Annotated in this window: 14 protein-coding genes and 1 other RNA gene; 5 read left to right on the top strand and 10 right to left on the bottom strand. The window is 65.5% G+C overall.

Annotation, left to right across the window (positions count from 1 at the left end; translation table 11 throughout):
• The 8 genes from IVB47_RS19815 to IVB47_RS19780 all read right to left on the bottom strand — a co-directional run.
• Positions 1-838 (bottom strand): PfkB family carbohydrate kinase (locus IVB47_RS19815; RefSeq protein WP_247463507.1); only part of this gene is annotated, 838 nt, incomplete at its 3' end.
• Between the two features lie 6 nt (positions 839-844).
• Complete coding sequence (gene nudC, locus IVB47_RS19810; protein WP_247463505.1) at positions 845-1,783, bottom strand: NAD(+) diphosphatase; 939 nt, start codon at positions 1,781-1,783, stop codon at positions 845-847.
• Positions 1,784-1,794: 11 nt separating this feature from the next.
• Complete coding sequence (locus IVB47_RS19805; RefSeq protein WP_247285423.1) at positions 1,795-2,214, bottom strand: HIT family protein; 420 nt, start codon at positions 2,212-2,214, stop codon at positions 1,795-1,797.
• Positions 2,215-2,467: 253 nt separating this feature from the next.
• Positions 2,468-3,595: a muconate cycloisomerase family protein gene (locus IVB47_RS19800; RefSeq protein ID WP_247463503.1), complete on the bottom strand. Its 1,128-nt coding sequence runs from the start codon at positions 3,593-3,595 to the stop codon at positions 2,468-2,470.
• Positions 3,592-4,350 (bottom strand): SDR family oxidoreductase, encoded by a 759-nt coding sequence (locus IVB47_RS19795; protein WP_247463501.1) that lies wholly within the window; start codon positions 4,348-4,350, stop codon positions 3,592-3,594. The genes IVB47_RS19800 and IVB47_RS19795 overlap by 4 nt, the downstream gene beginning before the upstream one ends.
• The gene (locus IVB47_RS19790; protein WP_247463498.1) at positions 4,347-5,165 is read right to left on the bottom strand and encodes an amino acid ABC transporter ATP-binding protein; all 819 of its coding nucleotides are present in this window, start codon (positions 5,163-5,165) and stop codon (positions 4,347-4,349) included. Before IVB47_RS19790 ends, IVB47_RS19795 begins: the two co-directional genes overlap by 4 nt.
• Positions 5,162-5,824 carry an amino acid ABC transporter permease gene (locus IVB47_RS19785; protein WP_247463497.1) on the bottom strand — a complete coding sequence of 221 codons (663 nt, stop codon included), beginning with the start codon at positions 5,822-5,824 and terminating at the stop codon, positions 5,162-5,164. Before IVB47_RS19785 ends, IVB47_RS19790 begins: the two co-directional genes overlap by 4 nt.
• A 125-nt stretch (positions 5,825-5,949) precedes the next feature.
• Complete coding sequence (locus IVB47_RS19780; protein WP_204512757.1) at positions 5,950-6,795, bottom strand: transporter substrate-binding domain-containing protein; 846 nt, start codon at positions 6,793-6,795, stop codon at positions 5,950-5,952.
• Between the two features lie 193 nt (positions 6,796-6,988).
• Here IVB47_RS19780 and ffs point away from each other — a divergent pair.
• The 5 genes from ffs (at position 6,989) to IVB47_RS19755 (ending at position 10,421) form a co-directional block, all read left to right on the top strand.
• Positions 6,989-7,085: signal recognition particle sRNA small type (ffs, locus tag IVB47_RS19775), an RNA gene on the top strand.
• 95 nt (positions 7,086-7,180) lie between these two features.
• Positions 7,181-8,998 carry a DNA polymerase III subunit gamma/tau gene (locus IVB47_RS19770; RefSeq protein WP_247463494.1) on the top strand — a complete coding sequence of 606 codons (1,818 nt, stop codon included), beginning with the start codon at positions 7,181-7,183 and terminating at the stop codon, positions 8,996-8,998.
• A gap of 25 nt (positions 8,999-9,023) precedes the next feature.
• A complete protein-coding gene (locus IVB47_RS19765) occupies positions 9,024-9,353 on the top strand; it encodes a YbaB/EbfC family nucleoid-associated protein (RefSeq protein WP_007597704.1) in 330 nt (109 codons plus the stop codon).
• Position 9,354: 1 nt separating this feature from the next.
• Positions 9,355-9,957 (top strand): recombination mediator RecR, encoded by a 603-nt coding sequence (gene recR / locus IVB47_RS19760; protein ID WP_007604678.1) that lies wholly within the window; start codon positions 9,355-9,357, stop codon positions 9,955-9,957.
• Between the two features lie 26 nt (positions 9,958-9,983).
• Positions 9,984-10,421 carry a hypothetical protein gene (locus tag IVB47_RS19755; RefSeq protein ID WP_027565800.1) on the top strand — a complete coding sequence of 146 codons (438 nt, stop codon included), beginning with the start codon at positions 9,984-9,986 and terminating at the stop codon, positions 10,419-10,421.
• Between the two features lie 181 nt (positions 10,422-10,602).
• Here the strand turns inward: IVB47_RS19755 and IVB47_RS19750 are convergent, their stop codons facing one another.
• Both IVB47_RS19750 and IVB47_RS19745 read right to left on the bottom strand, forming a co-directional pair.
• Entirely contained in the window at positions 10,603-11,967 is a 1,365-nt protein-coding gene (locus IVB47_RS19750; protein ID WP_247463492.1) for an MFS transporter, read from the bottom strand.
• Positions 11,968-12,155: 188 nt separating this feature from the next.
• Positions 12,156-12,458, bottom strand: coding sequence for a GIY-YIG nuclease family protein (locus tag IVB47_RS19745; RefSeq protein WP_247463490.1), 303 nt, complete (start codon positions 12,456-12,458; stop codon positions 12,156-12,158).
• Positions 12,459-12,538: the final 80 nt, after the last annotated feature.

The raw sequence follows: 12,538 nt of genomic DNA, 5'->3' as shown, positions 1-12,538 counted from the left end.
CGGCGGCCGCGGCGAATTGCACCGCCTCCCGCTCGCCGCCGCCTTCGGCGAGGCGAAGGGTGAAGGCGCCATGGAAGACGTCGCCGGCGCCGAGCGTATCGACCGCCTGAACCGGGACCGCCGGCGTCTGCTCCAGTTCGCCGCTCTCGTTCAGCCAGATCGTACCGCGCGGGCCGCGGGTCGCGGCGAGGAAGGCGGGCGTGAGCGCGGCCAGGCGCTGCAACGCCTCGCCGTCGTCGGCGATGCCGGCGGTCTCCTGCACCTGTTCGCTGGCGAACAGCAGGTGCGAGGCGGCCGTGAGCAGGCCGTCCTGCAACGACATCGCGCGATCGACGCCGACGATGACGGCAATGCCGCGCCGGCGTGCCTCAGTGCAGAGATCCGTGCAGAACGATGCGCAGCGGCTCTCGACGAGGACCGCCTGACAATCGGCGAGCAGCTTGTCGGCGTCGGGCAGCTCGACTGTCCAAAGGGCCGGATCGCGATAGATCGTGAGCGTTCGCTCGCCCGTCGCGTCAATGATGATGGCAGAGACGGGCGTGGTCGCATCAGGTATGCGCACGATATGGCTTGTGTCGATATTTTCGGATCGCATGCGCTCGAGAATGAAGCCGCTCGACGTCTCCTGCGCATCGCCCATCGGACCTGCGAACGAGACGCGGCCGCCGAGCCGCGCGATAGCGATCGCGGCATTGAGCGCGTTGCCGCCGCAGATCTCCGCGAGATGGCTGGCATTCGCCTTGCTGCCGCGCGCGGGCACGGCCTCGACACGAAAGGTCAGGTCGCGCACGGGAATGCCGATGCAGAGGATGCGCGGCGCGATCACAGAGTGCGCCATCGGCGGTCAGCTCTTGTCGTGCACCCAGCGGCCGAGCAGGTGATGGGCGATGGCAAACGGATGCGGGCCGGCGAGCCCGTCGGGATGCGTTCGCGTCAGCATCAGAGCGGCCTCCTCACGCGTGAACCAGCGCGCATCCTCAAGCTCGGAGTGATCGACGACGATGTCCTCGCTCACGGCCCGCGCGCTGCAGCCGATCATCAGTGACGACGGATAGGGCCAAGGCTGGGTCATGTAATATTGCACGTCGGTGCAGCGAATCCCGGATTCTTCGAGGATCTCGCGGCGCACCGCGTCCTCGATGGTTTCGGCCGCCTCGACGAAACCGGCGAGACACGAATACATGCCCGGTGGAAACTGCTTCTGGCGGCCGAGCAGGCATTTGTCGCCGGCGGCGACGTGCATGATCACGACAGGGTCCGTGCGCGGGAAATGCTCGGCCTTGCAACTCGGGCACTCCCGCTTCCAGCCGCCTTCCTTCATCCCGGTACGCGTGCCGCAATTGGCGCAATAGCCGTGGCGCTGATGCCAGCTCACCATCGACTTCGCCATCGCGATCGCCGACAGCTCCTGCGGCGGCACCGCGCCCTGCATCGCCATGCCGCGCAGCTCACTGAGGGCGTAGTCTTCACGCCCGATCAGCTTCTCGGACGCGGCCTGCGACAGGCCCATCCCGAACATCGCGGCGCCGTCGCGCAAGCCTAAGAAGATCGTGCCGGGATTGGCGCCGCATTTCAGCGCCTCGTCGATTCCGAGCAGCGCGCGCACTTTTTCGCCGTCGCGCTTCACCAGCAGCGAGTCGCGGTAGACCACATAGGCGCGCGAGGCCGGCTTCTGCTCCAGCGCGAACAGCTTTTCGTCATCGCGGCGCAGATGCGCGGCACGGTCGAGAATGTTGGTGACGAAGGCCGGCTGCCCCAGCGGAAACGAGTCGAATGCTGACATGTCTTGTTCTTTCAACCCAACCAGATCTTGCGGCGAAGCGCGCTGATGAAAGTCTGCACCTCTGTGGCGTCGTGCGCCAAGGGCTGCATCACGCCCCAGACCGGCCGCGGCCAGGCGGCGTCACTGGTGCGGCGCGCGATGATGTGCACGTGAAGCTGCGGCACGAGGTTGCCGAGTGCCGCGATGTTGAGCTTGTCGCATTGGGTGATCTCCTTCAGCGCCCGCGAGACGCGGGAGATCTCCGTCATCAATTGCGCCTGCTGCACCTCGTCGAGATCAATGATCTCGACCGCATCCGCGCGTCGCGGCACCAGCAGCAGCCAGGGATAATGCGCGTCTTTGATGACCAATACCTTGGACAGCGGCAAATCGCCGATGTCGATGGTGTCCTCTTTCAGACGGGAGTGCAGCGACCAGGCGGGTTCGGACATATGCGTATCCAGATTGCCCGATGGGGTCGGGCGCGTTTGGCCGGACCATACGATACGGAGTTTGATTGGGGAAGGATGAGCCTCCGCAGGGGCCGCATGCACCAGTGTCGTCCCGGCGAAGGCCGGGACCCATACCGCGAGGTCTATCGTTTGCGGTTGGTGCTAATCCCGAACGACCAATCTTCGCAAAACATCCCCCTGGGGGTATGGGTCCCGGCCTTCGCCGGGACGACAGCGAATGTGTGGCGACGTCTTACCCCTCCGCAAGCACCCGCGCATTGGCGCGGACCGAGGCTTCGCTGACGCGAATGCCGAGGCCCGGGCCGTCAGGCACCACGACGTGGCCGCCGCGATTGGCGACGCGCTCTTCCAGCACGTCCTCGGTCAGCACGTGGTGCGGCATGTAGAATTCGCAGCCGAGCGAGATGCCCGGCGTCGCCGCGATCAGCTGCGTGCCGGCGGCAAGCCCGATGCCGCCCTCCCACAGCGTGCCGCCATAGCCGGGCAGGCCGGCAATGTCGGCGATCGCCATGATCGCCTGCGCCTCGAACAGGCCGCCGGCCTTCATCAGCTTGATCGAGACGGCATCTGCCGCCTCGCGGCGCACCACCTCCATCATGTCGCGGCGGTCGAAGCAGCTTTCGTCCGCGAGCACCGGCGTTTCCAGCGCCGCGGTGAGCTGCGCCATCACGTCGAGAAATTTGCGCGGCACTGGCTGCTCGATGAAAGTCGGCGCGAACTGCTCGACGTCGCGCAGGATCTTGATGGCGCCGAACGGCGCCAGCGCCTGGTTGTAGTCGACGCGAAGGTCGACCTTGTCGCCGAACTCGTTACGGATCGCCGCGAGATGATCGAGATCCTCGCGGTGCGGCTTCACGCCGGTCTTGACCTTGTAGATGACGTTGCCGTCCGGAATCATCTTCCGCATGCGTTCGAGATCGGCGGCGAAATCCGGATCGGCGATCGAGAACGACAGCGGGATCGTGTCGCGCACGCGGCCGCCGAGCAGGTCGGCGACCGACAATCCCGACGACTTGCCGACGATGTCGAGCAGCGCCATTTCGATCGCGACCTTGGCTTCGGCATGTCCGACCAGCGCGCGATCGAGCTCGGCCATCAGCGCGCGGATGCGGCGCACCGGTTTGCCGAGCACGATCGGTCGCAAATAGATGTCGAGCGCGGAGAAGGCCGCTTCCGGCGTTCCCGTGAACACTTCCCACGGTGCCGCCTCGCCCCAGCCGATCACGCCGTCGCTCGACGTCAGTTCGAGCAGCACGCGCTTCACCGTGCCCTTGACGTTGCCGACGCCTTGCAGGCGCGCCATCTTGATCGGGCTTTCGATCAGGAACAGCCTGATGCGTTCGACGGTTGCTTCGGTCATGTCAGGCCTCCATTGACGTGCCAGACTTGGCCGGTGACGTAGGATGCTTTCGGGGAGGCCAGGAAAGCGATGATCTCGGCGACCTCCTCCGGCCGCCCGCGGCGACCCATCGGGATCAGCGCCTCGGTCGCGGCGATCTGTTCGGGTGACAGCCGGCTTTCGCTGGGCCTGTCCTTGACGACGAGGCCCGGCGCGACGGCGTTGACGGTGATGCCCTCCTTGGCGAGCTCGACTGCGGTGAGGCGCACCAGCGCTTCGAGCGCGGAGCGGCTCGCGGCCGTCGCTGCGAAGGGCGCGAACTCCGGCCGGATCGCGTGCGCAACGAACGACGACACTGCCACGATCCGCGAATCCTGCCCCGCACGGAGCAGCGGGAGCGCCGCGTCCACCAACCGCGTGAACGCCAGCGCCGATTCGTCCATCGCTTTGCGGAACTGATCCGCCGGCGTACCGATCGCGCTGCCGCGGCGGGCATGGCCGCCGACCAGGATCAATCCATCGAGTCGGCCGAAGGCGCTTTGTGCAGCGGCGACGGCGTCGGTGACCGCGGCCTCCTCGGCGAGGTCGCCGAGGCATTTCGCGACGATCGCGCCTTGGGCTTCGGCTTCCGCCGCGGTGGCGTCGAGGCCGGCTGCGTTGGAGCGCGTGTGCAGCAGCAGCGCGGTGCCGGGCCCCGCGAGCAGTTTTGCAGTGGCGCGGCCGATGCCGCTGGCGGCGCCGGTGATGAGATAGACGCGATTGATTTCGGACCTCACGATGCTGCGTTGGCCGGCGGCAATGCGCCGGTTCGGTGGAAATGGCTGAGGAAGGCGCGCGTCGCGGCTTCCTGCGGATGATCGATGACCTGCCGCGCCGGGCCTTCCTCGACCACGACGCCGTCGCGCATGAAGATCAGACGGCCGGCGACTTCGCGGGCAAAGGCGATCTCGTGGGTCACGATCACCATGGTCATGCCCTCCGACGCCAGCTGCTGAATCACGGCGAGCACCTCGCCGACAAGCTCGGGATCGAGCGCGGAGGTGGCCTCGTCGAACAGCATCACGTCCGGCTCCATGGCGAGCGCCCGCGCAATCGCGACGCGCTGCTTTTGTCCGCCGGAGAGCGTGGCCGGATATTGGTTGGCCTTCTCTGCAAGGCCCACTTTCGCGAGTTGGGCCCGCGCCAGCTTCTCCGCGTCAGCCCTCACCATGCGCCGCACGGTGACCGGTCCCTCCATCACGTTCTGGAGCGTCGTCATGTGCGGGAACAGATTGAAATGCTGGAACACCATGCCGGTGGTGGCGCGGAATTTGGCCAGCGTCTTCACGTCCGGCAGCGTTGTGCCTTCTCCGAAAGCAAAGCGCGTGTCGCCAACGCGGACGCTGCCGCCGTCGGGCGTCACCAGGAGGTTGATGCAGCGGAGCAGCGTCGACTTGCCGGAGCCGGATGGGCCGATCAGAGCCACGACGCCGCCCTTGGCGACGTCCAGGCTGATGCTCTTCAAGACCTCGTTGCTGCCAAAGCTTTTGCGCAAGCCACGGATCTCGATCTTGGAGGTGCTCTTGGAAGCGTCCTTGGAAGTCTCGCTCATTCGCCGACCGCCAGTCGCTTCTCGCCGCGCCGGACCATGATGGTCAGGGGAATCAGGATGGCCGCATACGCGACCGCGACGGCGGTGTAGGTTTCCAGCGGACGGTAGCTGTCATGGGCGGCGACCTGGCTCTGATAGACCAGATCAGGCACCGCCAGCACCGAGACCAGCGAGGTGTTCTTGAACTGGATGATCGACTGGTTCATCAGCGCCGGGATCATGCGCTTGATCGCCTGCGGCAGCACGATGCGCCGCATGCTCTGTCCCGGAGTCATGCCGAGTGCGGCGCCGGCTTCGGACTGGCCGCGGTCGATCGAAATGATGCCGCCGCGGATGATCTCCGAATAAAACGAGCCGCCATAGAGCGACAGCGCCAGCGCGGACGCCGTGATCGGCGTCATCTCGACACCTGCCAGGATCGGCAGCGCGTAATAGAACCAGATCAGCTGCACCAGGATCGGCGTGCAGCGGAACGCCTCGATGAAGGTGAGCGCGATCAGGCGCACCGCGTGAAAGCGCGACAGGGTGCCGAACGCGCCGAACAGGCCGAAGACGAGCCCGAGCACCACGATGACCACGGTGAAACCGACGGTGACGCCGAGCCCGTTGAGAAAGAGCCAGCGATAGCTCCAGAGGATGCCGAAGTCCCACTGATACATGCGTGTGTCACTCGTCGTACGGCTTGACCGCCGGCATTGTCGTTCCGGGGCGATGCAGAAGCATCGAACCCGGAACCTCGAGATTCCGGGTTCGCCCTTCGGGCGCCCGGAATGACAGTGGAAGACTACAACGACACGCCCGGCGGGATGTCCGCCTCGGTCACGCCCACCAGCTCCATGTTGGTGATGATCGCGTTGCGGATGAAGCCGAGGCCCTTGTTGAAGTCGATCCAGGTGTTGACGTAGTCGCGCCAGGTCTTGTCGGTCTCGCGGCGGAAGCCGGCGTTCGAGGTGGTGGCGAAGATTGGCGTCGGCAGCACGAACTGGCCGAGCGAGGGATTCTTCTTCAGCACGGTCAGCGACAGCATGGTGATCAGGCACTGCGCGTCGACGCGGCCGGTCTGCAGCGCGGCGGTGGCGTCGTCGGCGGTCTTCAGCCGCGAGATCTGCGCCTTCGGCGTCAGGCGGCTGACAACCTGGTCGTGCGAGGAGCCCTGGTCGACCGCGATCTTGACGTCGGGCGAGTTCAGCTCGGCCCAGCTCTTCGGCTTGAAGTCCTTCTTGCAGAGGATGCCGAAGGCGTTGTTGAACACCGGCACCGAGAAGTCGACCACCAGCGCGCGCTTCGGGGTCGGGTTGAGGCCGAAGAAGATGTCGATCTTGTTGGACTGCAGGTCGAGCACCGAATTTCCCCAAGTGGTCTCGGTGATCTCGAGCTCGGCTTCCATGTCCTCGGCAAGCGCCTTGGCGATGTCGACGTAAAATCCCTTCCACTGGCCGGTCGAAAGATCCTTCATGTAATAGGGTGCGCCGCCGCCGACCGCGCCGATCCGCATCTTCTTGGTGCGGCGGATGCGGGCGAAGGTCGATTCGTTGGTATCGGCGGTCTGCGCCACGGCCGGGGAGGCCAGCGTCGCCGCGCCAATCGCGCCAAGTCCGACAATCGATGCAACATCACGACGTGTAACCATTGGGATCAATCGCTTTTCTGTTGGAAGAAGTTCCGGCAGCGTTCTTACCAAGGCGCCTCCGGCAGTGAAAGCACAGCCTATCGGCTGGGCAGGCCGGGAATTGCCCGGATGCTGGGCAAACCATCATGAAGCCCAGCCCGTTCAAGCCGATACCCGCTTGCTTTCCGGTCCTTTTGGCCCCAAATAGGGATCGGGAGATTGGCGGTGGACGAGCCACTCGCCAACCGGGTCAGGTCCGGAAGGAAGCAGCCCTAACGAGGTCCGGATCGGGTCGCTCGTCAGTCTCCTACCTGTTTTTCCGAGCGAATTGCGCCGGCGGCTCGGGCCGCCAGCGCGCTCCTTTCCGCAAAAGCCGGCCGAGAGACACTTCATTGCGGATCGACCGATGACCGACGCTGGCGCCCCTCCCAACCCTGACAGCGCCGGCCAGGCCAGCACGCCCTACCGGGTGCTGGCGCGGAAATACCGTCCCTCCAGCTTCGACGATCTGATCGGCCAAGAGGCCGTGGTCCGCACCGTCTCCAATGCGTTCGAGACCGGCCGCATTCCGCAGGCCTGGATTCTCACCGGCGTCCGCGGGGTCGGCAAGACCACCACGGCGCGCATCCTAGCCCGTGCGCTCAACTACGAGATGCCGGATGGCTCGGTGAAGGGCCCGACGGTCCAGATGCCGACGCTCGGCGTGCATTGCCAGGCGATCATGGAAAGCCGGCACATGGACGTGCTGGAGATGGACGCGGCCTCGCATACCGGCGTCGACGACGTCCGTCAGATCAATGACAGCGTCCGCTACGCGCCGGCCAGCGCCCGCTACAAGGTCTACATCATCGACGAAGTCCACATGCTGTCGACGGCGGCGTTCAACGCCTTCCTGAAGACGCTGGAGGAACCGCCGGAGCACGCCAAGTTCGTGTTCGCCACGACGGAGATCCGCAAGGTTCCGGTGACCGTGCTGTCGCGCTGCCAGCGTTTTGACCTGCGCCGCGTCGAGGCCGACGTGCTGATGAAGCATCTCGCCAACATCGCGGCCAAGGAAAACGTCGAGATCGAGCCCGAAGCGCTCGGCATCATCGCGCGCGCCGCGGAAGGCTCGGTGCGCGATTCGCTCTCGCTGCTCGATCAGGCCATCGCGCATGCGGCAGGCACCGTGAAGGCCGATGCCGTCAGGCAGATGCTGGGGCTCGCCGACCGCACCCGTGTCATCGATCTTTTCGATTCCCTGGCGCGTGGCGACATCGCGTCCGCGTTCACGGAGTTCCGCGACCAGTACGACGTCGGCGCCGACCCGATCGTGGTGCTCTCGGATCTCGCCGAATTCGTCAATTTCGTCACCCGCGTGAAGATCGTGCCGGCGACCGCCGACAACGTCGCCTATGGTGAGACCGAGCGCGTGCGCGCACGGGATTTCGCCTCGAAGATCTCGATGCGCGTGCTGTCGCGGATGTGGCAGATGCTGCTCAAGGGCATCACCGAGGTGCAGGCCGCGACGCGACCCGCCGCGGCTGCCGAGATGGTGCTGGTGCGCATCGCCTATGTCGCCGACCTGCCGACGCCGGACGAAGCGATCAAGATGCTGGAGCAGAACGGCGGGGGTCCGCCGGTCGTGAGCGGCGGCAGTGCCGCGCGCAACGCGCCGGCGGGGCCGGTGGCGTCCGCTGCACCTGTTCGCATGCCGACATCGTCACCGTCCTCCTTCGGCGGCGGTGGTGCCCGTCCGCAGATGGCAACGCCCGCGCCGGATCCGCAAGCTGCCGCGCCGGTGTTGCGCGTCACGAGCTTCACCCAGCTCGTTGCGCTGGCCGGGCAGAAGCGCGACCTCCTCACCAAGGGCGCGCTCGAAGGCGACATGCGCCTCGTTCGTTTCGAGGAGGGCCGGCTGGAAGTTGCGCTCGAGCCCAACGCCTCCAAGACCATGATTTCCGATCTCGCGCGCAAATTCGAGCTCTGGACCGGGCGCCGTTGGACCGTGATCGTCTCCAACGAGCCGGGTCAGCCGACGCTGCGCTCGGTGAGCCAGGCGGCCAAGCAGGAACATGCGCGCACCGCCGAGGCCGATCCGCGCGTGCGCGAGGTGCTGTCGCGTTTTCCGGGCGCGAAGGTCGTCGAGGTCCGCAGGCTTGCCCCCGAGGCGCCGGAATCCGATATTAACGCCGACTACGGCAGTGACGATCCGCCCGACGGTTCCGACGGCGACGATCTCTAGAGCCAATTTTCCAAGGACAGCACCGATGGTCGATATTTTCGGCATGATGAAGCAGGCGCAGCAGCTGCAATCCAAGATGCAGGAGATGCAGGACCAGCTCGCCAACGTCGAGGTCGAGGGCATCTCCGGCGGCGGTCTCGTCGCTGTGCGCATGACCGCGAAGATGGACGTCAAGGGCGTCAAGATCGATCCTTCGCTGATGAAGGCGGAAGAGCGCGAGGTGCTCGAGGATCTGCTCGTCACCGCGTTCGGCGAGGCCCGCCGCAAGGCGGAAGCCGCCATGCAGGAGAAGATGCAGTCGCTCACCGGCGGGCTCGGCCTGCCGCCGGGGCTGTCGGGGCTGTTCGGCCAGTAATATGGGCGCTGTTGCGGGTCCTGAAATCGAGCGGCTGGTCCAGCTTCTCGCGCGGCTGCCGGGCCTCGGCCCGCGCTCGGCGCGGCGCGCCGCGCTGCATCTGATCAAGAAGCGCGAAGCGCTGATGATGCCGCTGTCCTCGGCCATGCAGGTCGCGCTCGAGAAGGTCCAGGTCTGCAAGACCTGCGGCAACATCGACACGCAAAGTCCCTGCACGGTCTGCACCGATCCGAGGCGCGATCCCTCGATCATCGTCGTCGTCGCCGACGTTGCCGATCTCTGGGCGCTGGAGCGGGCCAATGCCACTCAAGGGCGCTATCACGTGCTGGGCGCGACATTGTCGCCGCTCGACGGCGTCGGCCCGCAGGACCTCACCATCGAGGCGCTGGTCGCGCGCGCGCATGAGGCGCAGGTGCATGAGGTCATCCTGGCGCTGAATGCCACCGTCGACGGCCAGACCACGGCACACTACATCACCGACCTGCTTCAGGACGCCAACGTAAAAGTAACCCGGCTCGCCCATGGTGTGCCGGTCGGCGGCGAGCTTGATTATCTCGATGAAGGTACGCTATCGGCCGCGATGCGGCAGCGTACCCTGTTCTAGACATCCAGACTTACGGAACGGACGATATGACGAAACTTTTCGCCACACGATGGGCTTTGGTTGCGACGATGGCGATGCTGGCGACGCCGGCTATCTCCGCGCAGCAGGACGACGGGGCTCCGCCGCCGTCGAAGCCCGGCAAGCCGATCAATGCCGGCGAGGTGCTCTCGGGCGAGCTGAACACGATGAAAGTGCGCGACGTCAAGAACGTCGGCAAGCGGGTTGCGACCTACCAGATCACCTCCGAGCCGCGCCGGCTGCCGCCACCGAACGGGTTGTGCAATCTCGAGACCGGCCCCGAAACCTTCCAGCTCGTTCCCAGCGGCGATGCGCAGGCCGCACAGCTGAAGACGTTCGCCGGCAAGGAGATCTCGGTCAAGGTCGACGAAGTCGCCTGCGCCAGCGATCCCGGCCAGATGAGCGAGGCCGTGATCACGAAGTGGAGCCTGATCAAGAAGCAGTAGGGGGCGCGCGCCACTCTCTCTGACGTCATTGCGAGGAGCTCTTGCGACGAAGCAATCCAGAGTGTTGCCTTGCGGAAGGCAATCCAGAATCCGTGCCGCGGAAATAGTTGGATTGCTTCGCTTCGCTCGCAATGACAGATTGCTTCGCTTCGCTCGCAATGACGAAGGTGAGAGAGCCGGTTTAAACCCTCACCGGCCCCAGCGCATCAAAATGCCCGCGCTTCTGCAGCCAGGCCAGCAGCACCAGGCTTGGGATCGCCACCAGCATGCAGATCACGAAGAACAGCGGCCAGCCGGTGGTATCAGCCACGAAGCCGGCGCCTGACGAGAGATAGGTCCGCCCTACCGCGGCAAGAGCGGTGAGCAGCGCATATTGCGTCGCCGTGTGCAGCGGGTTCTGGCAGAGCGCCGAAAGATAGGCGACGAAGATCACCGTGCCGATGGCGCTGGTGAAGTTCTCACAAGTGATGGCGAAGGCGAGCGCCCATTGGCTGGTGCCGACGAAGGCCAGCCAGGAGAAGGAGAGATTCGCGAGCGCCTGCACCACGCCGCCGATCCAGAGGCTGGTTGCGAGCGAATAGCGCCGGGCGACGAAGCCGCCGGCAAAGCCGCCGATCAGCGTCGCAGCAAGGCCCACGCCCTTCACGATCGCCGCATAGTCGTTGCGGGAGAAGCCGAGGTCGATCACGAACGGCGCGGTCATCGTGCCGGAGAAGGCGTCGGTGAACTTGAACAGCACGACGAAGGCGAGTGCCGCAAGCGCGTCCTTGCGCGTCAGGAATTCCGAGAAGGCTCCGACCGCCGCGTGCAGCACGCGCGCGAACGCGGTTTGCGTCTGCGTCGCGGCTTCCGCCCGCACCGACTGCTCGGGCTCGGTCGCAACCAGCGCCGTGATCGTCCCGATCAGCACCATCGCCGCCATCACCACATAGCCCCACATCCAGGCGGACGTGCGGGTGATGCCGGTGCTCTCGAAGCCCGAGACGATGAACAGCGCGCCGGCGGTCGAGATCAGCATGCCGATGCGATAGGCCGCGACGTAGGACGCCATGCCGGCGGCCTGCTCGCTCTCCGGCAGGCTCTCGACGCGGAAGGCGTCGACCACGATGTCCTGCGTCGACGAGGCCGTCGCCACCAGCAATGCGCCGAGCGCGACGTAGAACGGCGAGCGCGCGGGATCGGTCAGCGCCAGCAGCAGGATGGCGACGATCAGCAGCAATTGCGAGAACAGCAGCCAGCCGCGCCGCCGCCCGAACGCGCGCGTGAACAGCGGCACATGCATCGCATCCACCAGCGGCGCCCACAGGAATTTCAGCGTGTAGGGCGTGCCGACCAACGCAAACAGCCCGATGGTCTTGAGATCGACGCCGGATTCCCGCATCCACACCAGCAGCGTTGAGCCCGACAGCGCCAATGGCAGCCCGGACGAGAAGCCGAGGAACAGCACGATCAGCACCCGCGGCTGCAGGTAAACGGCAAGGCTGTCACGCCAGGAGGTGGGGGCCGTGCCGGGGCCGGCAGGCGAGGTCGCGTCGGGTGCGGTCATGGGGTGGTGTTAGCAGATTCTGGCGGCCACAAGGGAGGTGTCGCTCCTGCCGGCCAAAGAGGAGGTGTCGTCGCCCCCTCCGCTGTCATCGTCCGCGAAGGCGGACGATCCAGTACCCACCAGCATTTCGGTTCAATCGCGGCCGCCGCGGCGTACTGGACGCCCCGCCTTCGCGGGGCATGACGGACTCATGGTGGGCCGGCTATCCCGGGATAAAGGTCGTCCCAACTCGGATTGCTCTTCTCAATCAATCGAACCTTCCAGGCCCTGTTCCACTTTTTCAGCCGCTTCTCCCTTTTGATAGCATTCTCGGGATCGTCGAACTGCTCGAAATAGACGAGCCTTGCGACATCGTACCTCTCCGTAAAGCTCTCGATGACCTTCGACTTATGTTCCGCCACGCGACGAATGAGATCATTGGTCACGCCGATGTACAGCGTTCCGCCGATTTTGCTGGCGAGGATGTAAACGTAGTAGTGGCGTGTGCCCAACTGCTACCTCTCCCTCCGCTGTCATCGTCCGCGAAGACGGAGGATCCAGTAATCACCAGCGTCCCGGTTCAATCATGACT

The organism is Bradyrhizobium sp. 62 (assembly GCF_023073035.1).
Classification (GTDB): domain Bacteria; phylum Pseudomonadota; class Alphaproteobacteria; order Rhizobiales; family Xanthobacteraceae; genus Bradyrhizobium.
The sequence above is the reverse complement of the archived record's forward strand: the minus strand, read 5'-3'. Positions and strand labels throughout refer to the sequence as shown.

Coding starts and splice junctions, on each gene's coding strand:
- nudC (WP_247463505.1), bottom strand. CDS start 1,783: ATGTCAGCATTCGACTCGTTTCCGCTGGGGCAGCCGGCCTTCGTCACC.
- IVB47_RS19785 (WP_247463497.1), bottom strand. CDS start 5,824: ATGTATCAGTGGGACTTCGGCATCCTCTGGAGCTATCGCTGGCTCTTT.
- IVB47_RS19780 (WP_204512757.1), bottom strand. CDS start 6,795: ATGGTTACACGTCGTGATGTTGCATCGATTGTCGGACTTGGCGCGATT.
- IVB47_RS19755 (WP_027565800.1), top strand. CDS start 9,984: ATGACGAAACTTTTCGCCACACGATGGGCTTTGGTTGCGACGATGGCG.
- recR (WP_007604678.1), top strand. CDS start 9,355: ATGGGCGCTGTTGCGGGTCCTGAAATCGAGCGGCTGGTCCAGCTTCTC.
- IVB47_RS19750 (WP_247463492.1), bottom strand. CDS start 11,967: ATGACCGCACCCGACGCGACCTCGCCTGCCGGCCCCGGCACGGCCCCC.
- IVB47_RS19790 (WP_247463498.1), bottom strand. CDS start 5,165: ATGAGCGAGACTTCCAAGGACGCTTCCAAGAGCACCTCCAAGATCGAG.
- IVB47_RS19805 (WP_247285423.1), bottom strand. CDS start 2,214: ATGTCCGAACCCGCCTGGTCGCTGCACTCCCGTCTGAAAGAGGACACC.
- IVB47_RS19800 (WP_247463503.1), bottom strand. CDS start 3,595: ATGACCGAAGCAACCGTCGAACGCATCAGGCTGTTCCTGATCGAAAGC.
- IVB47_RS19765 (WP_007597704.1), top strand. CDS start 9,024: ATGGTCGATATTTTCGGCATGATGAAGCAGGCGCAGCAGCTGCAATCC.
- IVB47_RS19770 (WP_247463494.1), top strand. CDS start 7,181: ATGACCGACGCTGGCGCCCCTCCCAACCCTGACAGCGCCGGCCAGGCC.